This window comes from Streptomyces prunicolor NBRC 13075, assembly GCF_000367365.1.
GTDB lineage: Bacteria > Actinomycetota > Actinomycetes > Streptomycetales > Streptomycetaceae > Streptomyces > Streptomyces prunicolor.
Window position 1 is genome coordinate 17,700 of sequence record NZ_BARF01000099.1, and the last position, 21,682, is coordinate 39,381.

Here is a 21,682-nt window from a genome sequence, read left to right on the forward strand (position 1 = left end):
TCAGGCTCCTTCCTGGGCCCACTCGACGGGCCCCTGGTACGGGAAGAACAACTCCGCTACCGCTTCCGCAGAGTCCATGCAGGCGTGCTGCAAGTCCTTGAGGAGGGCGGGCAGTTGCTCTTCCAAGGCGTGCGAGTCCAGGTATTCGAGACGGGTGCGGAGTCGGCCGATGGGGCGGCGGGCGGGGTCCTGGCGCTGGCGGCCGAGAGCGGTCAGGCACTCCTCGGCCGTCGTCAGCGCGTGCAGCGCCGAGCGCGGGAAGTCCCGGTCCAGCAGCAGGAATTCGGCCACGCGCGGGGTGTCGCCGAAACCGCCGTACACACGCGCGTACGCCTCGTCGGCGCCCGAAGCGCTGAGCAGCGTCGGCCAGTCGGGTGCGTGCGCCGCGTCCAACACCCGTACCGACAGCAGCCGTACGGTCATGTCCACCCGTTCAAGGCTGCGGCCGAGGACGACGAAACGCCAGCTGTCATCACGGCTCATCGTGGAGTCCGCGAGGCCGAAGAACAACGCGGCGCGTCTGCGCACGAGTTCGAGGTAGGCGTAGGGGCCCGTACGGCGGGCCGCGAGGCGTTGGTCGGCCAGGGCGTGCCAGGTGGAGTTGAGGCACTCCCACATCTCCGAGGAGACGGCCTCGCGGGCGCTGCGGGCGTTGAGGCGGGCGGCGCCGAGCGCGCCCTCGATGGAACAGGTGGACCGGGCGTCGAAGGCGAGCTGGTCCAACACCTGCTGCATGTCCACGCGTTGACCGCCCGCATCGACCCCGAGGATCGCGTAGAGCGACCGGCAGGCCACGTCCTCGTCGCGCCAGGGGTCCTCCAACAGGCGGTGCAGATAGGCGTCGAGGATGCGCCCGGTGTTGTCCGCGCGCTCGACATAACGGCCCGTCCACGTCAGGGCCTCGGCTATCCGGGAGAGGATCACGTCGTTCACTGCTGCGCCCCTTCCTGTACGACCAAGAGGTTGCCGTCGGGGCCGAGTTGGCGGGGTGCCACCTCGGGCAGTTCGCCGTCCAGGGTCATCTGCTCGGGCTGTTCGGCGGGGCCCTCCGCGAGCACCCAGGTGTCCTTGGAGCCGCCGCCCTGGCTGGAGTTGACGATCAGGTTGCCCTCCTGGAGGGCGACGCGGGTGAGGCCGCCGGGCAGCACCCACACGTCGGTGCCGTCGTTCACGGCGAACGGGCGCAGGTCGATGTGGCGCGGTGCCATGCGTTCGCCCGCGAGGGTGGGGGAGGTGGACAGGGCGACGGGGCGCTGGGCGATCCAGCCGCGCGGGTCGGCGGCGACGGCTTTGCGAGTGCGTTCGAGCGTCTTCGCGTCCGCCTTGGGTCCGATGACGATGCCCATGCCGCCCGCGCCGTCGACCGGCTTCACGACCAGCTGGTCGATCTGGTCGAGGACCGCCTCCAACTGGCCGGGCTCGTCGGGGCGGTACGACTCCACGTTGGGGAGAATCGGTTCCTCTGAGAGGTAGTAGCGGATGAGGTCGGGGACGTAGGTGTAGAGGAGCTTGTCGTCGGCGATCCCGTTGCCGACCGCGTTCGCGAGGGTGACGTTCCCGGCCTGGGCGGCGTTCATGATGCCCGGGCAGCCGATCACCGAGTCGGGGCGGAAGTGCAGCGGGTCGAGGAAGTCGTCGTCGAGCCGCCGGTATACGACATGGACGGGCACCTCGCCGCGCGTGGTCCGCATCCACACCCGGTTGTTGCGGCAGGTGAGGTCGTGTCCCACCACCAACTGCACGCCCATCAGCCGTGCGAGCAGGGCGTGTTCGAAGTAGGCGGCGTTCCCCGGGCCCGGGGTGAGGACCACGACCCGGGGGTCCTGCGTCCCGGGGGGCGCGGCGGCCCGCAGCGAGGCGAGCAGCTTCTGCGCGTACCCGTCGACGGGGACCACGTGCTGCTCGGCGAAGAGCGAGGGGAAGATCCGGGTCATGGCTCTGCGGTTCTCGATGACGTAGGAAACCCCGCTGGGGACCCGCACGTTGTCCTCAAGCACCCGGAAGTCGCCCGCCTCGTCGCGTACGAGGTCGATGCCGGCGACGTGGATGCGGACCCCGCCCGGTGGCTCGACCCCCTGCGCGGCCCGATGGAAATGAGCCGAGTTGAGGAGCAGCCGCCAGGGCACGACCCCGTCCTCGAAGGCACGGCAGTGCGAGTACGCGTCGGAGAGATAGGCCTCCAGGGCCCGTACGCGCTGTGCCACCCCGCGCTGGATGAGATCCCACTCCAGCGCGTCGATGATTCTCGGCACCAGGTCCAGTGGCCAGGGCCGTTCCTCGCCCGCGAAGGCGTAGGTCACGCCGCGGTCGGTGAACGCGCGGGCCATCTGGTCCGCGCGGAAGCGCAGTTCACTCGGCTCGATGGGCTGGAGTGCCGCCAGTACCGGCTCGTAGGCGGTTCTGACCTCACCCGGCCGCACAAACATCTCGTCCCACGCATCGGCCAATGCGTATGCGTCAAATATGTCCGCCATGAGGGGACGTTAAGTGCGATACGTAACACGGTGATCTCTGAGTGATTTCCGGCAGCTCACGCGGAAAGTGATGCGACGAGGGACTCGGTGCTACTGGCCGGTCACCCCCCAGCTTGTTGCAAGGCGAGGTGTGGAGGCCGGGAGATAGTGGTTGATATCGGAGGTTTTCGGGGGCTGTTCGAGAGGGAGCCGTGTTGCGGAGCAGGACCTGTCCGCGCATAGTTGCGCTGCAAAGAGCCGGGAACCGGGGGTGGGATGGGCGATGGCCGGGCACGCGACGGACGAGCATCCACACGGTGCTGACCGACTCTGCGACGCCGGGGACCGCGTGTACTCCCGGGCCGTACGGCGGGGCCGCGTACCGCGCACGGACGCCGAACCGGTGCCGTGCCTGCTGGAGCTGGCACTCCTCCACCCGGACCCCGACGACATGGCCTGGCTGGTCCCGACCGCCCCGCAGGAGGTCATGACCCGGCTGCTGCGCGGGGTCTACGACGAGGTCGGCGAGAGCCACCGGCGGGTGGGTTCGGCGGTCGCCGCCTTCGAGCGGTACGCCGGTCTCGGCCGCCGTATCCAGGCGTCCGCGATGGCGTCGGCGTCGCTGGAGGGCGGTGCCGCGATCCGCGTCCTGGACGGGCTCTCCCGCATCCAGGCCGCGATGGACGACGCCACGGAGGCCTGCACCGGCGAGGTCCTCACCGTCCAGCCCGGCGGCATCCGCCGCGAGCCGGAACTGACGGAGGGCCTGCACCGCGCCCTGGCGCTGCGCTCGCGCGGGGTACGGATGCGCGACCTGTACACCCACGTGGCCCGGCACGGCCAAGGCCTGCTGAACTACCTGGAGTTGATGGGCGACGCGGTCGAGGCCCGGACCCTCGACGAGGTCGTGGACCGGCTGATCCTCTTCGACCGCACGGTCGCCTTCATCCCCGCCAACGCCGACCACACGATGGCCCTGGAGCTGCGCCACCCCGCGCTGATCGACTACTTCGTCACGGTCTTCGACCGCCTGTGGCGCCTGGCGATCCCGGTCGCGGCCGCCCTGCCGGACACCGGCATCGAGGGCATCTCGCACCGCGAACAGTCCATCGCCGCCCTGCTCGCGGACGGCCACCAGGACGCGGTGATCGCGGAACGGCTCGGCATAAGCGTGCGGACGTGCCGTGCCCACATCGCCCGCCTGTCGGAGACGCTGGGCGCGGCGAGCCGTACCCAACTCGGCGTCCGTATCGCCCAGGTGGGCCTGGACGGCGCCGCCGCACGCCTGCCGGACGTGCCCGTGCAGCTCACCCCGGTGGATCGAGAATCCCCGACCGCCCGATGAGGTAGCCGAGTTGGGCCCTGCTCTCGCTGCCGAGGGTGACGGCCAGTTTGGCGATGTGGACCCGGGCGGTGCGGACGTTCATGCCGAGGCGGTCCGCGATCACGGCGTCGGTGTGGCCCTCGACGAGCAGGCTCGCTATGGCGCGTTGGCGCGGGGTGATGCCGTCCTTGGAGGGCTGTCGGACCGCTTTCGGGTACATGGGGGTGGCCAGGTGCCAGAGGCGGTCGAATACCGTCACGAAGTAGGTGATCAGGGCCGGGTGGCGGACTTCCAGGGCGAGGGTGCGGTCCTCGTTGGCGGGGATGAAGGCGACCGTGCGGTCGACGACGATGAGGCGGTCGGTGACCTCGTCGAGGGTGCGGGCCTCGGCGTCGCCCCGCAACTGCTCGTAGCGGGTGAGGACGGCGGGCTGGTGACGGAGCGCGTGCGGATACAGGGTGTGGATACGGCCGCCGCGGTCGAGGAGGGCCTGGTCCTGTTTCAGGGCGTTGAGGTTGATGTCGAGGGACTCGGGGTTCCGCCTGCGCGGCTGGATCGCCAGCACCTCCCGGGAGGCCGCGGCCACGGCCTCCGCGATGGCCGAGTTGATCTGGTCGAAGCCGTTCAGGACGGTGATCGTCGCGGTGTCCGACGTTCCGGTCCGGCCGCCGTCGATACGCATCAGCGGCTCGAACGCCTCGGTCAGCCGCTCCTCGCGCCGCCGTTCGTCCGCGATCCGCGCCCCCGAGGTGCGCAGCAGCCGGTGCAGGGCCACGGCGGGGGCGACCGGCTCCAGCCGGTCCGGGTCCGCGACGGCCGGATGCAGCAGGCCGTGGTCGAGCAGGCACGGAGCCGCGTCGGCGTCCGCGGGGTGCACCCATCCGTCGCGCAGGGCGCGGGCGTACAGCTCCGATCCGGTGGGGCACAGGTCTTCCACACCGTGCTCCGCGTGGGGCGTGGAGGTCACTCTGCCGTTCCCTCCTGTCCGAGGACCTGGACCTGCCTGAGGATTCCCGACTCCGCGATGAGGTAGCCGAGTTGGGCCCTGCTCTCGCTGCCGAGGGTGGCGGCGAGTTTGGCGATGTGGACCCGGGCGGTGCGGATGTTCATGCCGAGGCGGTCGGCGATCACCGCGTCGGTGTGGCCGTCGACGAGCAGGCTCGCTATGGCTCGTTGGCGGGGGGTGATGCCGTTGAGGGAGGGCTGCTGGACCGCCTCGGGGTACATGGGGGTGGCGAGGTGCCAGAGGCGGTCGAAGACGGTGACGAAGTAGTCGATCAGCGAGGGGTGACGGACTTCGAGGGCGAGGTTGCGGTCCCTGCTGGCCGGGATGAACGCCACCTGCCGGTCGATCACGAGCAGCCGCTCGGTGACCTCGTCCAGGGTGCGGGCCTCGGCGTCGCCCCGCAGTTGTTCGTAGCGGGAGATGACGAGCGGCAGGTGGCGCTGGGTGTGCTGGTAGAGGGTGCGGATGCGGCCGCCGCGGTCGAGGAGGGCCTGGTCGCGGACGAAGGCGACGGCGTGCGCCTCCGGACTGCGTGGGTTCACGCTGGGCTGGATGGCGAGGAGTTCGTCCGTGGCGTCCGCCATGGCCTCGGTGATGGCCTGGTTGATGCGCTCCCTGTCACCGAGGACGGTGAGCGTCGGGTTCACCGCGGCCGGCGTATGGGAGCCGTCGAGCTGTATCAGCGGCGCGAAGGCGGTCTCCAGGCGCTCCTCACGGCGCCGCTCGTCCGCGATGCGCTCCGCCGACCGCCGTAGCAGGCGGTGGAGTACGGAGGCGGGGGCGACGGGCCGCAGCCAGCCGGGGTCGGCCCCGATCTCGGGCTGCAGCAGGCCGAGGCCGACCAGACACGGTGCCGCCTCGTCGGTGTCGTCCGCACGCACCCGCCCGGCGCGCAGGGCTCGGACATACAGGCTCTGGCCTGCCTCGCACAGTTCGTCCGCGCCGTGCGTGTGCGCCTCGGTCACGGTGTGCCGTCTCCTCCCCGCGGGGGGTGGTCCTTGTTCAGGATCCCCGACTGGGCTATGAGGAAGCCGAGCTGGGCACGGCTGCCGCTGCCCAGGGCTGTCGCCAGTTTGGCGATGTGGGCTCGGCAGGTCCGCACGTTCATGCCCAGCCTGCGGGCGATGGCCTCGTCGACATGGCCCTCGATCAGGAGCTTGGCGATGGAGTGCTGGATGTCGGTGATGCCGTCGGGGGCGGTCTCGTACGGGGCGCCGGTGCTCAGTGGGACCGCGCGGGCCCACATGAACTCGAAGACCTTGACCAGATAGCCGACGAGTCCGGGGTGGCGAAGTTCCAGGGCGACCTTCTGGTCGTCGCGGGCGGGGATGAAGGCGACGGTCTCGTCGCAGATGATGAGCCGCTCGACCAGCTCGTCGATCGTGCGGTACTCGACCTTGCCGTTGGCGAACTGGTCCGTGTAGGCCAGCTTCTCCGGGCTGTAGCGGGCCGTGTGCTGGTACAGGGTCCGGATGCTCACACCACGTTCGACGAGCGGCCTGTCGCGCTCCAGCCCCTGAACGAGGCTGCGCTCGGGGCGGTGGCCGCTCGGCTGGACCGTGAGCATCTCGTGCTGGCACTGGGCCGTGGCCAGGTCGAGGGCCGCGTTGATGCGGTCGTTGCCCTCCAGCACCGTGATCGAGTGGGTGCTCGTCGTGGTCTGGGCGGTGAGGGCCATGAACGGCTCGAAAGCGTCGGCCAACTCGATCGACAGCCGCCGGCGCTCGGTGATCTCGTGCTCGATGGGGTGGAGCCGCTGGGCCAGGGCAACCGATGGAGGAACCGGACGCAGCCAGTTCGCGTCGTCAGGGTCGGGATGAAGAAGGGCGAATTCCATCAGGCACGGAGCGGGTTCCACGTCCGCGCGGGCTATTCGTCCCGTGCGTAGAGCATTCGCGTACAGGCGCCCGCCCTCCTCACACAGTTTCGCCACCGTGTGGGGATGTGTCGCCCTTGTCCCTTTTATTCCCAAATCTCCACCCCCCAGGGTCCTGAACGTGCAGGAACATGATGCATCGATTATGTGGCCATGAAGTGCCCGAATGAGCCATCGTCGTACTCGACGGGGGAAGAGGGACCTTCAAGTGAGGATGAAGCCGACTATGCGTAACAGAATGCTTCACTCGGTGCTTGTCGCCGCCTTCTCCGCCGTCGTGGCCTTCGGAGCGTTCGGTGGAGTCTCCGGCGAGAAGAGTGACACTCGGGCGGACAGCGTCTGGCCGGCGGCTGCTCAGACCGTTGTTGTCGCCGGTGACAGCGTCTGGCCGGTGGCTTCTGCTCACGCAGACGACAGCGTTTGGGCTTGACGTGACGACGCCTCCTGACGACCGCTCCTTCCGCCGCGAGATGGCCACGGCCTACCGCTCCGGCTGGCACTTCATCGACCTGGCCACCGCCATCCCCCACAGCGGTGACTCGCTCATGGTGACCGTGTTCGGTGAGCCGGTCGTCGTGACGCGGGACGAGGACGAGGACGTACGGGCGTACCGGTGTCTGCGACGGCCCCGGGGGGCGCCGCAGCCAGTGCGATGTGCCATTCGGTACGGAATGATCTTTGTGAATCTGGACCAGCGAGACCACCGGCTGGTGGAGACGGATGCCCCCGACATCCAGACCATCTCAGCCACCCCCCGCAGTGCCTGACGCGATTCCCCCGTCGTAACAAGATCGCTCAGGTGCTTCCCCCCGCAGCGGCGTCACCGTGACCTGAACACGGTGACGCCGCTGCAGTTTGTGCGGAATCTCCCGGTATTGGACGATCCCGGGTGACCGGAAATCGGCGCTTCAGCTTTTCCCCGGCACCTTCTTCACCGCCTTCCCCATCGCCCGCGTCAGCTCGATCTCGATCACCACCCGGGACGGGTTCGGCGACGGCGTCCGCTCATAGCGCTCCGCGTACCGGCGCTCCGCCTCCGCGACCCGGTCGGGCTCCGCGCGGACGAAGGCCCGGCCCTCCAGCGTCGCCCAGCGCCGCCCGTCCACCTGGCACACGGCGACCCGTGCGCCCTCGGGTCCGGCGGCCAGCACGTTCAGCACCTTCGTGCTCGACTTGTTCGCGATGACCCGAGCGAGGCGCGCCTCCGGGTCGTATGTCACTCCGACAGGGACGACGTGCGGGCTGCCGTCCGGGCGCGGGGTGGTGAGGGTGCACAGGTGCCGTTCCCGCCAGAAGCTGAGGTACGACGGGTCGGGATCGCCCGGGTCCACCGGATATGCGGCCATGGTCCCGGAACTTAGTCCCTCGATCCTCCCCGCCACTGCCTTGAGTGGAATAGACTCAACTTTGTGCACGTTGACCGTGTCATTCCGTGCACGAAGGTCGTAGGAGGAGGAGTACGCGAACGTGGACGCCGAGCTGACCAACAGGAGCCGGGACGCGATCAACGCGGCCAGCAGCCGTGCCGTGACCGGGGGGCACGCCGATCTGACCCCGGCGCATCTGCTGCTCTCCCTGCTCGAAGGGCAGGACAACGAGAACATCACCGACCTGCTGGCCGCCGTCGACGCCGACCAGGCGGCCGTACGGTCGGGTGCCGAGCGGGTGCTCGGCTCGCTGCCCAGCGTGACCGGGTCGACCGTCGCGCCCCCGCAGCCCAGCCGCGAGCTGCTCGCGGTCCTCGCGGAGGCCGACGAGCGCGCGAAGGAGCTCGGCGACGACTACCTCTCGACCGAGCACCTGCTGATCGGTATCGCCGCGAAGGGCGGCGCGGCCGGGGACGTACTCTCCCAGCAGGGGGCCGGCGCGAAGAAGCTGCTGGACGCGTTTCAGAAGAGCAGGGGAGGGCGCCGGGTGACCACACCCGACCCCGAGGGGCAGTACAAGGCGCTGGAGAAGTTCGGTACGGACTTCACGGCCGCCGCGCGCGAGGGCAAGCTCGACCCCGTCATCGGGCGGGACCAGGAGATCCGGCGGGTCGTCCAGGTGCTGTCCCGCCGCACGAAGAACAACCCCGTGCTGATCGGCGAGCCCGGCGTCGGCAAGACCGCCGTCGTCGAGGGGCTGGCGCAGCGGATCGTCAAGGGGGACGTGCCGGAGTCCCTGAAGAACAAGCGGCTGGTCTCGCTGGACCTCGGCGCGATGGTCGCGGGGGCGAAGTACCGGGGTGAGTTCGAGGAGCGGCTCAAGACCGTCCTCGCCGAGATCAAGGACTCCGACGGCCAGATCATCACCTTCATCGACGAGCTGCACACCGTCGTCGGCGCGGGCGCCGGGGGCGACTCCTCGATGGACGCCGGCAACATGCTGAAGCCGATGCTCGCCCGCGGCGAACTCCGCATGGTCGGCGCGACCACCCTCGACGAATACCGCGAACGCATCGAGAAGGACCCGGCGTTGGAGCGCCGCTTCCAGCAGGTGCTGGTCGCGGAGCCGAGCGTCGAGGACACGATCGCGATCCTGCGCGGCCTGAAGGGACGCTACGAAGCGCACCACAAGGTCGTCATCGCGGACAGCGCCCTGGTCGCCGCCGCCACCCTCTCCGACCGCTACATCACCTCCCGCTTCCTCCCCGACAAGGCGATCGACCTCGTCGACGAGGCGGCGTCCAGGCTGCGCATGGAAATCGATTCCTCCCCCGTGGAGATCGACGAACTCCAGCGCTCCGTCGACCGGTTGAAGATGGAGGAGCTGGCGCTCGACAAGGAGACGGACGCGGCCTCGATCGAGCGGCTGGAGAAGCTGCGCCGCGACCTCGCCGACCGCGAGGAGGAGCTGCGCGGTCTCAACGCCCGCTGGGAGAAGGAAAAGCAGTCCCTCAACCGGGTCGGCGAGCTGAAGGAGAAGCTCGACGAACTGCGCGGCCAGGCCGAACGCGCCCAGCGCGACGGCGACTTCGACACCGCGTCCAAGCTGCTCTACGGCGAGATCCCTTCCCTGGAACGGGACTTGGAGGAGGCCTCCCAGGCCGAGGAGGAAGCTTCCAAGGACACGATGGTGAAGGAAGAGGTCGGCCCCGACGACATCGCGGACGTCGTCGGCTCCTGGACCGGCATCCCCGCAGGCCGCCTCCTGGAGGGCGAGACGCAGAAACTCCTGCGCATGGAGGAGGAGTTGGGCCGCCGCCTCATCGGCCAGCGAGAGGCCGTAGAAGCGGTCTCCGACGCCGTGCGACGCACCCGCGCGGGCATCGCGGACCCGGACCGCCCCACCGGCTCGTTCCTCTTCCTGGGCCCGACAGGCGTAGGCAAGACCGAACTGGCCAAGGCGCTCGCGGATTTCCTCTTCGACGACGAACGGGCCATGGTCCGCATCGACATGTCGGAGTACGGCGAGAAGCACAGCGTGGCCCGACTGGTCGGCGCGCCTCCCGGCTACGTCGGCTACGAGGAGGGCGGCCAGCTCACGGAGGCGGTGCGCAGGCGGCCGTACTCGGTGATCCTGCTCGACGAGGTCGAGAAGGCGCACCCGGAGGTCTTCGACGTGCTGCTCCAGGTGCTGGACGACGGGCGGTTGACGGACGGTCAGGGCCGGACGGTCGACTTCCGGAACACGATCCTGATCCTCACGTCCAACCTGGGCAGCAACTTCCTGATCGACCAGACCACGGGCGAGGACGAGAAGAAGGACCAGGTTCTGCAGGTGGTGAGGGCCTCTTTCAAGCCGGAGTTCCTGAACCGGCTGGACGACCTGGTCGTCTTCTCCGCCCTGAACCGGGAGGAGCTCGGCCGTATCGCCGCGCTCCAGATCGGCCGCCTGGCCAAGCGCCTCGCGGAACGCCGCCTCACCCTGGAGATCAGCGACGAGGCCCTGACCTGGCTCGCGGACAACGGCAACGATCCGGCGTACGGGGCGCGACCGCTGCGGCGGCTGGTCCAGACGGCGATCGGGGACCGGCTCGCCAAGGAGATCCTGGCCGGCGAGGTCAAGGACGGGGACACGGTGCGGGTGGACGCGTTCGGGGACGGGCTGATCGTGGGGCCGGCGAGCGGGAAGACGCTGTGACGCCCGGTGTTCGGGTCGTGATGCTCGGCGTTCAGGTCATGACGCCCGGCGCTCAGTAGGAACTCGCGTCGAAGGTGACGAGGGCGGTGTCCCCGGCGGACCCGCCCTCGTAGTACACGCTCACCGTGACGCCGTAGGCGCGGGCCGGGTGGGGGTGCGGGTCGCGGAGGACGTGGACGCACTCGTCGTCGTCCCCGTCGCACGGGATACCCGTACTGTCCGGGAACGACTCGGTCAGCCAGCCGCGCACCGCGGCGCGCGGCATGCGGAAACTGCCGTCGTACGCCTGGCCGCCCCAGGTGTACGAGGTGCAGTGCGCGTCCCGGGTGTCCTCGGGGAGTGCGGCGCCGGAGAAGTCCATGGCGTCGGCGCAGTCGGCCTTGTGGACGGTGTCGGGCGGGTCCTCACTGGAGGCGGCGTAGAGCATCGTCTGTGCGAACCACCAGCCCGCCCACACCACGAAGAGCAGGCACATCCACCACATCCCCCACAGCGGCCACCGCATCCCCCTAGGCATGTGCATGACCGTATATCGGTCAGCCCGTGGCGGACAGTCCCGGCAGGGGTTGCCACCCCCCTCCCCGCATGGGGGAGGATGGCGGGATCCGTACGAAGGGAAATACACGGTGAGCATCGACCCGTCCTCGATTCCGAACTTCGGGGGCCAGCCCGAGCCAGACCCCCAAGGACCGGCGGGCCCCGTCGTCCCGGATCAGGACCTTGTGAAGCAGCTCCTCGAGCAGATGGAGCTGAAGTATGTCGTCGACGACGAGGGTGACCTCGCGGCGCCGTGGGAGCAGTTCCGTACGTACTTCATGTTCCGCGGTGAGGACGACCAGCTCGTCTTCTCGGTGCGGACCTTCTACGACCGTCCGCACGACATCGAGGTCAAGCCGCAGCTGCTTGAGTCCATCGACGACTGGAACCGCCGCACCCTGTGGCCCAAGGTCTACACGCACACCCACGACGACGGCACCGTCCGTCTCATCGGTGAGGCGCAGATGCTGGTCGGCACCGGCGTCGACCTGAACCACTTCGTGTCCTCGACGGTCAGCTGGGTGCGGGCCGCGATCGAGTTCGACCGCTGGCTCGTCGAACAGCTCGGCCTCACCGAGGAAGTCGACGAGGCGGCGGCGGAGAACCCCAAGGACGAGGGCGACGAGGAGTAGTAGTCCTCAGCCTCGGTCCCGGGTGATCTGCCTGACCTGTTCGAACGCGCCGGCGCCCGTCCACAGCCTGTGGACGGGCGCCGTCGTCGTACCGCTCGGGCTCGGGGCCGACGTGCTGAACATTCATTCCGAAGGTCGCCATCGGATACCTATCCCAGGTACGGAGTCAGGCGGTTCTCCAAGAAGTGCTGAATCCGTAGCCGCTGGGTGCGATGCATGGGTAGTTCGTCGATCTCGCTGGGGTCCATGAAGCGGATCTCCGTGCTCTCGTCCGAGATGGCCAGTGATCCGCCGACGATGCGTGCCCGAAAGCACACGTTGAACTGGCGACGTACTTCCCCGTCGCTGTAGGCGATGATGTGGCGCGGGTCGGTGTATGTGCCGACAAGCCCCGTGATCTCCACGTCATAGCCGGTCTCTTCCTTGACCTCCCGCACGGCGGTGCCGGGTAGCGAGTCGGTCATATCCATGCCGCCCCCTGGCAGTGCCCACAGGTCGTTGTCTCTCCGGCGCTGTAGCAGGATGCGCCCGTTGGAGTCCGTCACGACCGCTGAGGCAGCAACCACAAGACTGTTCGGCTTGGGCGCGTTGGGGTCGTCGTAATACTCGGAGCGTGCCAATTCCTAGCCTTCCTGAGCGGGGGTTCCCGTCCTCCACGCGGCTTCGAAGCTCTCTGCGTAGGTGTCGAACATCCCGCCTTCGTTGTGCCGGCGCAGATGCCACACGGGTGCGCCGTACGCGTTCACGCCCCACACGTGAGCGTTGACCAGCATCTGATCATCCGCGCGATAGAGACTGTTGTAGAGGGTCGTTCCGTGCGTGCGCAGTTCGACACCAGGCACCCCGAGCAACGGCCGGTAGTGCATGAGCGCGAGTCGGCAACGTGATGCGATCCCGTGGCCGAACTTCTCTTCCTGTCCCCGCTGTTGGACGTTTTCGCTGTCGGCGTTTCCCAGGGCGATTCGGACAGCGCACCCCTCGGCGGCCCGCTCCCGCAGTAGGTCGTTCAGTCGTGGGTACGCCTCGTGCAGGAAGACAGCTGCGTACACCAGGACGTCAATGCGCTCCCGAGCCTGCGTGAACAGGTCGACGAACGTGGAAACGGGAAGGTCTGCCCGCTGGTCGTACAGCGCGACCAATTCGGGACTCACCGCTCTCGCCGCGCGTGCCTGCCTCAGCTTCGGCCAGAGTGCAAACACGTCTTCTCCAATCGCCTCAGCGGCTTGCACGGCCGTTTTCCTGCGGGGTGTCCGGCCCAAGTTGACCCAGCGCTCAACCGACTTGGGATCAACATCAACCTTGTCCGCCAGACTTGCATAGGTCCAGCAGCCTGCCGCCATGGCCGCCCGTAGTCGTTCGTTCTGCACGGTCTCCCCCTGGGACGCTCCTAGGGACGTTCTACCCCCTGTGGGACGTCCCGAAGTGGGAAACGTACGAGGTTCCTCCGTCCCGACGACCGGCCCGAAGATCGGCCACATGACCGAGCCGAAGCCCTACCCCACAGCGCCGGTTGAGTTGCCCTTGCGGCTGGAGCCTGATCCGGAACCCACGGCCGGTTGTGATGTGTGCCTGGCGCTGGATTCTCAGCGGACGGAAGCCAGGATGCGCGGGGACCTTTCGAAAGTCAGCGACCTGAACGTCGAGATCCGACGACACGCGCACGGGTCATGAGTGCGCCCACGACCCAGCGCCCTGTTCGCCGTCCCAAGCCACGTGCCGGACGGACAGGCGGAGAAGAGCCCTGGTCATTGTGGAAGTGCGGGAGTCTGTGCGGCTGTTGCGCCGGGCACGGCGAGATCTGGTGTGACGGCTGCTGCGGGTTCGGTGGCTGTCGGCTCTGCGGGTGGACAGAGAAAAGGCCGTGCCCTGTGTGCACAGGTGGGAGCGCCGAACCCGTCCGCTGGTGAGGCTCCGGTCCGGTGCGGAAGGTGCCCCCATCTGCCTTGCTGCCGACCGGAGTCGAGGATCGGGCCGGACCTGGGCAGCATCGGGACGGAGCGCGCCGCCGACGAGACGATCCGGGAGCACCCCCGCCGCCGGAGTACCGACCGGAAGGGGGCGGGGCATTGAGAGCAGAGACCCGGCGTGCCAAGCCTCCCCGCGCTCTCAGCCCCGCGCCCTTCCAGTCCGCCGCGCAACTCAGCGTGGGTGACGTGGTGTTCGACGCTGCGGCGGAGATGCCCGGCGAGCTGATCGACGTAGACGGGATCTTCGTCAAGGTCGGGCGGCCCACCGGCTACACGTGGCGCGTCCCCTTTCGGACTCTGCGCCCCGCCACCGCATGGCAGCGCCGACAGCTCATAGCGGTCGGCAGGCTCCACGCGCAACGGATGAGGGGTACGGCATGAGAGGCACGAAGACGATGGCGGAGCACACGGGGCCGATCGTGGCGGGCACGGTGGGGGACGACGTCCTCACTGTCCACAAGCTCAGGGTCCTGGACGAGAGCGCGGGGAGTCGGCGCGCAGTCTGCGATGCGGGCAAGCCCGGTGACGTGACCGATGAATGGGCGCGGACCGTGAACTGCCCGGAGTGCCTTGCCATCGACACCGAATGAGACTCCCGTTCCTGCCGGACGGAAGCGAACCAGGCTCCCTCGCAGCCTTTCGCAATCCCGGCAGGGCGGGCACGACGGGCCCGCCGACAAGGCGCGGGTCTCAGCAGGGCACAACCCCCACGAGGAGAGACATGGAGAGCACCATTCCCGCCGTACAGGCGGGCGACACGCCCCAGGAGTCCGGTCTCGTCAGGGCGCGGCGCAGCATCAGCGCCGCTCGCGAGCGGGGCGCGACCCCGTCTGACGGGGGCTCCACCGGCAAGTCCGACGGCAACGACTAACCGGAGGAACCGTTGTCGCCGCTGAATCTGGCGGCACACCTGGGTCGGGACGAGTTCCTGACCCAGGTGTTCCACCGCCACTACCGCCATCTGCCGGGCGCGTTCTCGGCTCCCGGGGAACTGATGACCTGGGACGACCTCAACACCATTCTCGCCACCCACCGCATGGATCCGCCAAGGCTCCGCCTGTCCATCGACGGGGAGATGGTGCCGCAGTACCGGTACAGCGCCCCTGTCTCCACGCGGCGCCACACGGTGTGGCAACGCACGCACCCCGCGGAGCTTCACGAGCGCCTGGCCGAAGGCGCCTCACTGGTCATCGACGCGGTGGACGAACTCCACCCGCCCGTGGGCCGTGCGGCCATGGAGCTGGAGCAGTGGCTCCGCACCGGTGTCCAGACCAACCTGTACGCGTCATGGACCGCGCGGGAGGGCTTCGGAGTTCACTGGGACGACCACGACGTCGTGGTGATTCAGGTGGACGGCTCGAAGCGCTGGAAGATCTACGGGCCCACCCGCACCGCCCCCATGTACAAGGACACGGAAGAGCCGGAGCCCCCGCCGGAGAAGCCGCTCACCGAAGTCGTCATGCGCCCCGGGGACCTTCTCTACCTCCCGCGTGGGTGGTGGCACTCGGTCGCCGCGTCGGAGGGGGAGCACTCGCTCCACCTGACGTTCGGAATCCAGACGACCACCGGCGCGCAGCTCCTGTCGTGGCTCGCTGACGATCTGCGGCGCCATGACGTGGTGCGGCTGGACCTCCCCGTCTTCGCCTCCACGGAGGAACAGGCGGCCTATCTTGAACGGCTCCGCAGGGAAGTAGTGGCAGCGCTGGGAGACCCCTGATGCAATCCGCCTCACGCGGAGATCACCCGGAACTCGTCCCCGCGCTCCGCGCACTGGCCGCTGAATTGGCCTGACCGAGACCGCCCCGTCCGCCTGTCAATTCCCTGCACAGGCGGGCGGCCTCATTCGTCGGCGGCGGACTCGTTCGACGGCTTCCGGTCCGCCACATAGGTCCCGCGCTGAGGCACGGTGAAGACCCAGCCCTCTTCCCGCAGATGTTTCACGGCGTTGCGGGCGGTCTCCCGAGCCACGCCGAAGCGCTGAGTCAATGCGGACTCAGAGGGGATCTTCCTGTTCACCTCCAGGGCGCCGTTCTCGATCTCCGCAACGATCAACGCGGCAATCTGCCGGTAGACCGGCGTGGGCGACTCGTGGTCAATCTCCGACATACGGCCAGAGTAGACAACCGACCATGTCTGGGTTCGCAGCCAGACGACTACAGACTTGCATAGACGAAGGTAGACAAGTTGAGTTAGTGTGCCAGCACGACAAGAACCCCGGCGACGGAGGCGGCTGGTACCCGCCTTGATCCGTCCCGGGGCGTGGACGACAGCTACAGAGGAGCTGACGACATGCGAGACCTTACCCTTGGGCAATTTTTTCTTGGCTGGGTGCTGACAGCCCTGGCGCTCTTCCGCCCTGAGGGCTCCCGGAACCGACCCCGGCACGCTGCACCGAGGACACGCACAGCCCAGCCGGAGAAGATCCATGTGTCTCTGGCCGGGCTCAAGCCCCTCTGGGAACGGCACCCGGACACCGACCCGGACCTCCCGCCGGTGCCGCCCATCCGCCCCCTGTTCATCGCGCTCGCCGAGGCACACAGGGACGCCCAGTGGGAGCGGACGCAACAACGAGAGAGGTTGATCGCAGCCACGGCAGTCACCTTCGGGTACGAGTACCCCTACACCTACAGTGGCGCCCCGTCCTGCTAGTGCCGCGCCTGGGCTCTGTCCGGCACAAGGGCAGGCCGGGGCTCATTTCTGCAGCTTGGACAGCCTTTCGGTGGCTTCCTCCAGCACACCCACCCGCTTGCAGAACGCGAACCGTACGAAGGGCGCGCCCTCCTCCCGGTGGTCGTAGAAGACCGCGTTCGGGATGGCGACGACCCCGGCGAGTTCCGGCAGGGCGCGGCAGAAGGCGAAGCCGTCGCCGTTCCGGGAGAGCTCCGGGCCCAGGGGGCGGATGTCGGTGGTGACGAAGTACGTGCCGGCCGGGCGGAAGACCTCGAAGCCCGCCGCCGCCAGACCCGCCGCCAGGACGTCCCGCTTGGCCAGCATGTCCGCGCGGAAGGCGGCGAAGTAGGAGTCGGGGAGGGCGAGTGCTTCCGCGACCGCGTACTGGAAGGGGCCCGAGGCCACGTACGTGAGGAACTGCTTCGCCGACCGTACGGCCGTGACCAGGGTCGGCGTCCCCGTCACCCACCCGACCTTCCAGCCCGTGAACGAGAACGTCTTGCCCGCCGAACCGATCGACACCGTCCGCTCCCGCATCCCCGGGAACGTCACCAGCGGGATGTGCTCGGCCTCGTCGAAGACCAGGTGCTCGTACACCTCGTCCGTGATCACCAACAGATCGCGTTCTACGGCGAGTTCGGCGATGGCGGCGAGTTCCTCGCGGGTGAGGACGGTGCCGGTCGGGTTGTGCGGGGTGTTGATGAGGAGGAGGCGGGTGCGGTCGGTGACGGCGGCGCGCAGCTCGTCGAGGTCCAGGCGGAACGCCCCCTCGTGCGGGCGCAGGGTGACCGGTACGCGGGTGCCGCCCGCCATCGCGATGCAGGCGGCGTAGGAGTCGTAGTACGGCTCCAGGGCGATGACCTCGTCGCCGGGTTCGACCAGGGCGAGGAGGGCGGCGGCGATCGCCTCGGTCGCGCCCGCCGTGACCAGGACCTCGGCGTCGGGGTCGTAGGAGAGGCCGTAGCGGCGCTCCTGGTGGGCGGCGATCGCGGTGCGGAGTTCGGGGACGCCGGGGCCCGGCGGGTACTGGTTGCCGCGTCCGTCGCGCAGTGCGCGCACCGCCGCCTCGCGGATCTCCTCGGGGCCGTCCGTGTCGGGGAAACCCTGGCCGAGGTTGATCGACCCGGTCTTCAGGGCCAGGGCGGACATCTCGGCGAAGATCGTGGTCCCGAACTCGGCGAGCCGGCGGTTGAGGAGGGGGCGTGCGGTGGAGGTCATGCCCGTCATCCTGCGCCCATGCTCCGGAGTTCCTCAACTCACGTCCAGGGAATGGCGCCTGCGGCGCGACCCGACGCACCGTCCCTGAGCAGGGAGAGAGCGGTTCGGCAACGGTCGTCGCCGGTCGGCGTCGGCCACCGTCGGACGGCCCGGAGAAGGGCCACATGCCGAAGGCCTCGCTCCCCTTCATGAAGAGGGGCGCGGCCACCCTTTCGATGAGCTTCGAAAGGATGGAACACGGCCTGTGCACACGTCACCCTGGGGTTGACCGGCCCACAGACCAGGGCCAAAGACGGACGGGGGACCATCGTGCTGCGCAAAATCACGACCGCGATGGCGGCAGTTGCACTCCTAGTCGGCGTCGGACTAGCCGGCACGGCATCGGCTGCGCCTGCGAAACCAACAGCATCCTGCGCCTACGGTCACATATGCGGTTGGGACGCCTATGGGCATTCATTCGATTTCTACCACTGCGACATACAGCGCCTGAAGTACATGGTTGGCCAGGGCACCCTGGACAACAATCAGTGGCCGGGAACAGAGGCCGTTCTGTACTCGGACAGCCAGGGGTCTGTTTACGCCTACTCGGTAGCCCCTGACCACTGGACGGTCGTCAACTGGACGGACGTCTGGTGGATAGCACCCTGCTGAGGTCGGCCCAGCAAGACCAGGGCGGCCCCTGAACTGCCGACAGGGCAGGTCAGGGGCCGTTCCCGTGGGAGAACCCTCTGAACTTCCTCAACTCTGCTTTGGCAGTTGAGACGGCCGGGCATCCCTGTGTCACGCACCACACGAGGCGCCCACGGGGGGCCGCTTCGGGGGAATCGGAAGGAGGGTGACGTCATGGTTTTCGGCATCATCCTGGCGGTTGCGATTGTCGCAGTGGCATTGGTAGGAGCGGTCGTGCGCGCGGCGCGCGAGGACAAGCCCGTCAAGCTCGGCAAGGGATCGGGGCGGCGGGGCGGGTCCTACGGCGGTAGCGCCGCCGGTACGAGCAGCAGTTGGTGGGCCGGGGACGGGGGGTCGTCGTCCTCGGGCGGCGGGCACTCCGGGGGGCATCACGGGGGCGGTCACCACTCCTGCGGTGGCGGGCACTCGTCCTGTGGCGGTGGCTCGTCGTGCGGCGGTGGGTCGTCCTGCGGGGGTGGCGGCTGCGGCGGGGGCAGCTGACACCGGGCGGGCGAGCGGACGCGGTGACCGCCGGCGCGGGGCGGCTGAGCGGGCGTGGTGGCAGCTGACACGGGGCAGCTGAGCACCGCGAACGCGAGTCGAACGGGGGTCGTACGGGGGTCGTGGCGCCCGTCGGGAGATCGCTCCCGGCGGGCGCTCCGGCGTGCGCCTGACACGCCTGGGCGTACGCCCTGGTTGAACAGTTGAGCTGTGCAGCCCCCTGAGGGATGGAAACCCCACGAAGTTGGGTAAAAACGCTGTGGTGGCGCCACCGCTCATGATTCCCTCTACATCACCAACGCAGCCCCAACGCAACTCCTCGGGCGCCTGCAGACACCTTCTCCTTACTGGGCTGACCAGGCCGATGTCCTGGTGTCGGCCGGGGTGTGCCGGACCCCCACACCTCCCCTCACCTCCCCTTTCTTTGCGTGCTAGCGGAGCCGATCCATGCTCACGACCCTGAAGACCTCCTACACCGATACGCGCGCGGCCGACCTCGCCTGGACGCTGGGGCTCGACCCGCTTCCCGCCCTGGCCACGCTCGATCTCGAACTGGCCGGTGCGAAGCTCCAGTTGAGACTGCTCGGCGCGTCCCACCAGGTACTCCTGTACGAGGAGCGGGGCTGCTGTTCGGAGACGGTCGCGTGCATCCCGGGTTCCAGTACGCCGTTGCCGCTCGGGGTGGCCAAGCGGGTCGACGACTGGGAGTACGAGTTCGCGGCCCGGGTCGAGGTGCTGTCCCCGGGGCAGTTCGCGGGCCGCGCCCAGGAACTGCTGGCCCTCGTCGCCGACCATCCCAACGGCCTGGCCGGGGTCTTTCCCGGCAGCCCGCACGCCTTCACCGCGATGCTCGCCCAGCGGCACGAGGGGCAGGTGCACTGGCGCACCTGGCACGCCTATCCGCAGGACGGGCAGCTCGTGGCGACCCGGACCCGGGTGGGGGTACGGGTGCCGGTGCCGATCCCCGTGCCGGTGGGGCATACCGTGCCCTCGCCTGTATGAGCTGTGCGGCCTGCATGGGCTGTGTGGCCGACACCGGCCCCCGCCGGTGTAAACACATTCCACACGTGTGGGTGACGAAGCGTGCCCATCATGTGACGTAACGTCGCAGCGTGATCGAACCGCACGCGCCGGCCCGGCCGGGTACCCAGCCACCGTGGGCAGGCCCCGCGCGGCTGCCCGTACGGCCGGGCACGGGCCGGTTCCTGGTGCTCGCGGGTGTCTTCGTCTGCGCGGCCTGCGGACTCGTGTACGAACTCGAACTCGTCGCCCTCGCCTCGTACTTGATCGGCGACTCGGTCACCCAGGCGTCCGTCGTCCTGTCCGTCATGGTGTTCGCCATGGGCATCGGCTCGCTCGGCGCGAAACGGCTGCGCTGGCATGCGGCGGCCGGGTTCGCCGCCGTCGAGGCGGCGCTCGCGCTGATCGGCGGATGCAGCGCGATGGCCCTGTACGCGGTCTTCGCCTGGACCGGGAACTGGGGCGGGCTGTGGGCGCAGGGCCCGCGGTGTCTCCTGGTCGCCTTCTCGCTCGCCATCGGGCTGCTGATCGGCGCGGAGGTTCCGCTGCTGATGGAGCTGATCCAGCGGATCCGCCGCCAGGACGCGGGGGGTGCGGTCGCCGATCTGTTCGCGGCGGACTATGTCGGTGCACTGGTGGGTGGCCTGGCGTTTCCCTTTCTGTTGCTGCCCTTCTTGGGACAGCTGACCGGCACCCTGCTCACCGGCACGGTCAATGTGGTCGCCGGTGGGTGTCTGGTCCTGGGGCTGTTCCGGCGTGACCTGACCCGCCGGGGGTGCTGGCTGCTGGTGATCGCCAACCTCACCGTGCTCGGGCTGCTCGCCTCCGCCGCCGTACTGGTCGACGACTTCGAACGGGCCGCGCGGCAGGCCGTCTACGGCAAGGACGTCCGGGTCGCGCTGCAGACCGACGTCCAGGAGGTCGTCCTCACCGGCGGTGACCATGGTCGGCCTCTGGATCTTTTCCTCGACGGGCGCCTCCGGGTCAGCGGGCGGGACGAGCGCAGGTACCACGAGGCGCTCGTCCGTCCCGCGATGAACGGGCCGCACGCGCGCGTGCTCGTCCTCGGCGGCGGGGACGGGCTCGCGGCGCGGGAAGTACTGCGGCACCGGGGTGTGCGCCGCGTCGACATCGTCGAACTCGACGCGGGTGTCGTTCGGTTGGCCCGCCATGACCCTGCCTTGTCCGGTTTGAATGGTCATGTCTACGACGATCCGCGCGTCCATGTGACTACGGGCGACGCCTTCGACCTGCTGCGCGGGGTCCGCCCAGGGTCGTACGACGTGGTCATCGCGGATCTTCCGGATCCGGGCATCACCGCCAGTACGAAGCTGTACTCCCAGGAGTTCTACGGCCTTGCGCGTCGTGCTCTCGCCGATCGGGGGCGGCTGGTCGTGCACGGTGGGCCTGTTGCCTCGCGGCGCCATGTCTTCTGGACGGTGGTCGCGACGATCCGTGCGGCCGGGCTTCACGCTGTCCCGTACCGGGTGGGGGGTCGAGCCTCGGGGTTCGCGGCGGGGCCTGATCGGGCCACCGGGACGTCTCGGGCTCCGCGGGACTGGGGGTTCGTGCTGGCGACTCGGGGGGTGGCGCCTGCGGAGCCGGGGCTGGATCCGGGGCTGGAGAGCGAGGAGCGGGCGGCGGAGCGGACGTGGGTGCCGGGGCTGGCGGCTTCTACGTTGGTGCATCCGCGGTACTGATGGTGGGTGGGCGCAGGTGTGTGGGTGGGCGCCCGCAGGGTGTG

The 21,682-nt window shown here is 69.0% G+C and carries 23 protein-coding genes; 12 read left to right on the forward strand and 11 right to left on the reverse strand.

The genetic code is table 11. The features are described 5' to 3' along the window. Entirely contained in the window at positions 1-933 is a 933-nt protein-coding gene (locus SPR02S_RS41820; RefSeq protein WP_019063003.1) for an alpha-E domain-containing protein, read from the reverse strand. Further along, entirely contained in the window at positions 930-2,474 is a 1,545-nt protein-coding gene (locus SPR02S_RS41825) for a circularly permuted type 2 ATP-grasp protein (RefSeq protein WP_026151349.1), read from the reverse strand. Before SPR02S_RS41825 ends, SPR02S_RS41820 begins: the two co-directional genes overlap by 4 nt. 262 nt (positions 2,475-2,736) lie before the next feature. Here SPR02S_RS41825 and SPR02S_RS41830 point away from each other — a divergent pair, with 262 nt between their 5' ends. Next, positions 2,737-3,798 (forward strand): helix-turn-helix transcriptional regulator, encoded by a 1,062-nt coding sequence (locus SPR02S_RS41830; RefSeq protein WP_019063005.1) that lies wholly within the window; start codon positions 2,737-2,739, stop codon positions 3,796-3,798. Here the strand turns inward: SPR02S_RS41830 and SPR02S_RS41835 are convergent. Genes SPR02S_RS41835 through SPR02S_RS41845 form a run of 3 tightly spaced genes read right to left on the reverse strand, consistent with a single transcriptional unit; the run spans position 3,761 to position 6,620 of the window. Further along, complete coding sequence (locus SPR02S_RS41835) at positions 3,761-4,744, reverse strand: helix-turn-helix transcriptional regulator (protein ID WP_019063006.1); 984 nt, start codon at positions 4,742-4,744, stop codon at positions 3,761-3,763. The two genes, SPR02S_RS41830 and SPR02S_RS41835, sit on opposite strands and share 38 nt — an antisense overlap. After that, on the reverse strand, positions 4,741-5,748 hold the full coding sequence (locus tag SPR02S_RS41840; protein WP_019063007.1) for a helix-turn-helix transcriptional regulator: 1,008 nt from the start codon (positions 5,746-5,748) through the stop codon (positions 4,741-4,743). Before SPR02S_RS41840 ends, SPR02S_RS41835 begins: the two co-directional genes overlap by 4 nt. Continuing rightward, the gene (locus SPR02S_RS41845) at positions 5,745-6,620 is read right to left on the reverse strand and encodes a hypothetical protein (RefSeq protein WP_019063008.1); all 876 of its coding nucleotides are present in this window, start codon (positions 6,618-6,620) and stop codon (positions 5,745-5,747) included. The genes SPR02S_RS41840 and SPR02S_RS41845 overlap by 4 nt, the downstream gene beginning before the upstream one ends. A gap of 509 nt (positions 6,621-7,129) precedes the next feature. Here SPR02S_RS41845 and SPR02S_RS41850 point away from each other — a divergent pair. After that, positions 7,130-7,426, forward strand: coding sequence for a Rieske (2Fe-2S) protein (locus tag SPR02S_RS41850; protein ID WP_052347132.1), 297 nt, complete (start codon positions 7,130-7,132; stop codon positions 7,424-7,426). A 141-nt stretch (positions 7,427-7,567) separates the two neighbouring features. On the opposite strand, the gene SPR02S_RS41855 is transcribed toward SPR02S_RS41850, so the two are convergent. Beyond that, entirely contained in the window at positions 7,568-8,005 is a 438-nt protein-coding gene (locus SPR02S_RS41855; RefSeq protein WP_019063010.1) for a pyridoxamine 5'-phosphate oxidase family protein, read from the reverse strand. 121 nt (positions 8,006-8,126) lie between these two features. Here SPR02S_RS41855 and clpB point away from each other — a divergent pair, with 121 nt between their 5' ends. After that, entirely contained in the window at positions 8,127-10,724 is a 2,598-nt protein-coding gene (clpB, locus tag SPR02S_RS41860) for an ATP-dependent chaperone ClpB (protein ID WP_019063011.1), read from the forward strand. A gap of 52 nt (positions 10,725-10,776) precedes the next feature. On the opposite strand, the gene SPR02S_RS41865 is transcribed toward clpB, so the two are convergent. Then, the gene (locus tag SPR02S_RS41865; RefSeq protein WP_245607702.1) at positions 10,777-11,241 is read right to left on the reverse strand and encodes a hypothetical protein; all 465 of its coding nucleotides are present in this window, start codon (positions 11,239-11,241) and stop codon (positions 10,777-10,779) included. A 109-nt stretch (positions 11,242-11,350) separates the two neighbouring features. Between SPR02S_RS41865 and SPR02S_RS41870 the strand changes: the two genes are divergently transcribed. Further along, complete coding sequence (locus SPR02S_RS41870; protein ID WP_019063013.1) at positions 11,351-11,893, forward strand: type III secretion system chaperone family protein; 543 nt, start codon at positions 11,351-11,353, stop codon at positions 11,891-11,893. Positions 11,894-12,042: 149 nt separating this feature from the next. Here SPR02S_RS41870 and SPR02S_RS41880 read toward each other — a convergent pair whose 3' ends face one another. Together SPR02S_RS41880 and SPR02S_RS41885 are read right to left on the reverse strand one after the other, a co-directional pair. Next, positions 12,043-12,513, reverse strand: coding sequence for an NUDIX hydrolase (locus SPR02S_RS41880; protein ID WP_026151351.1), 471 nt, complete (start codon positions 12,511-12,513; stop codon positions 12,043-12,045). Positions 12,514-12,516: 3 nt separating this feature from the next. Further along, entirely contained in the window at positions 12,517-13,260 is a 744-nt protein-coding gene (locus tag SPR02S_RS41885; RefSeq protein WP_026151352.1) for a DUF5919 domain-containing protein, read from the reverse strand. A gap of 109 nt (positions 13,261-13,369) precedes the next feature. Here SPR02S_RS41885 and SPR02S_RS64560 point away from each other — a divergent pair, with 109 nt between their 5' ends. The 5 genes from SPR02S_RS64560 (at position 13,370) to SPR02S_RS57495 (ending at position 15,577) form a co-directional block, all read left to right on the forward strand. Beyond that, positions 13,370-13,564, forward strand: a complete 195-nt coding sequence (locus tag SPR02S_RS64560) for a hypothetical protein (protein WP_078623155.1) — start codon at positions 13,370-13,372, stop codon at positions 13,562-13,564. Between the two features lie 395 nt (positions 13,565-13,959). Beyond that, positions 13,960-14,241 (forward strand): hypothetical protein, encoded by a 282-nt coding sequence (locus SPR02S_RS41895; RefSeq protein WP_026151353.1) that lies wholly within the window; start codon positions 13,960-13,962, stop codon positions 14,239-14,241. Beyond that, on the forward strand, positions 14,238-14,450 hold the full coding sequence (locus tag SPR02S_RS41900) for a hypothetical protein (RefSeq protein ID WP_019063018.1): 213 nt from the start codon (positions 14,238-14,240) through the stop codon (positions 14,448-14,450). Before SPR02S_RS41895 ends, SPR02S_RS41900 begins: the two co-directional genes overlap by 4 nt. 131 nt (positions 14,451-14,581) lie before the next feature. Then, on the forward strand, positions 14,582-14,731 hold the full coding sequence (locus SPR02S_RS63595) for a hypothetical protein (RefSeq protein ID WP_019063019.1): 150 nt from the start codon (positions 14,582-14,584) through the stop codon (positions 14,729-14,731). A 12-nt stretch (positions 14,732-14,743) separates the two neighbouring features. Continuing rightward, positions 14,744-15,577 carry a cupin domain-containing protein gene (locus SPR02S_RS57495; protein ID WP_019063020.1) on the forward strand — a complete coding sequence of 278 codons (834 nt, stop codon included), beginning with the start codon at positions 14,744-14,746 and terminating at the stop codon, positions 15,575-15,577. 122 nt (positions 15,578-15,699) lie between these two features. Here the strand turns inward: SPR02S_RS57495 and SPR02S_RS41915 are convergent, their stop codons facing one another. Further along, positions 15,700-15,966, reverse strand: coding sequence for a GntR family transcriptional regulator (locus tag SPR02S_RS41915; protein WP_019063021.1), 267 nt, complete (start codon positions 15,964-15,966; stop codon positions 15,700-15,702). Between the two features lie 321 nt (positions 15,967-16,287). On the opposite strand from SPR02S_RS41915, the gene SPR02S_RS41920 reads away from it, so the two are divergent. Further along, positions 16,288-16,509 carry a hypothetical protein gene (locus tag SPR02S_RS41920; protein ID WP_019063022.1) on the forward strand — a complete coding sequence of 74 codons (222 nt, stop codon included), beginning with the start codon at positions 16,288-16,290 and terminating at the stop codon, positions 16,507-16,509. A gap of 42 nt (positions 16,510-16,551) precedes the next feature. On the opposite strand, the gene SPR02S_RS41925 is transcribed toward SPR02S_RS41920, so the two are convergent. Further along, complete coding sequence (locus tag SPR02S_RS41925; protein ID WP_019063023.1) at positions 16,552-17,757, reverse strand: pyridoxal phosphate-dependent aminotransferase; 1,206 nt, start codon at positions 17,755-17,757, stop codon at positions 16,552-16,554. Positions 17,758-19,365: 1,608 nt separating this feature from the next. Between SPR02S_RS41925 and SPR02S_RS41930 the strand changes: the two genes are divergently transcribed. Together SPR02S_RS41930 and SPR02S_RS41935 are read left to right on the forward strand one after the other, a co-directional pair. Beyond that, positions 19,366-19,920 carry a DUF2617 family protein gene (locus SPR02S_RS41930; RefSeq protein ID WP_019063024.1) on the forward strand — a complete coding sequence of 185 codons (555 nt, stop codon included), beginning with the start codon at positions 19,366-19,368 and terminating at the stop codon, positions 19,918-19,920. A gap of 110 nt (positions 19,921-20,030) precedes the next feature. Then, entirely contained in the window at positions 20,031-21,638 is a 1,608-nt protein-coding gene (locus SPR02S_RS41935; RefSeq protein WP_019063025.1) for a polyamine aminopropyltransferase, read from the forward strand. The last annotated feature ends 44 nt before the right edge of the window (positions 21,639-21,682 follow it).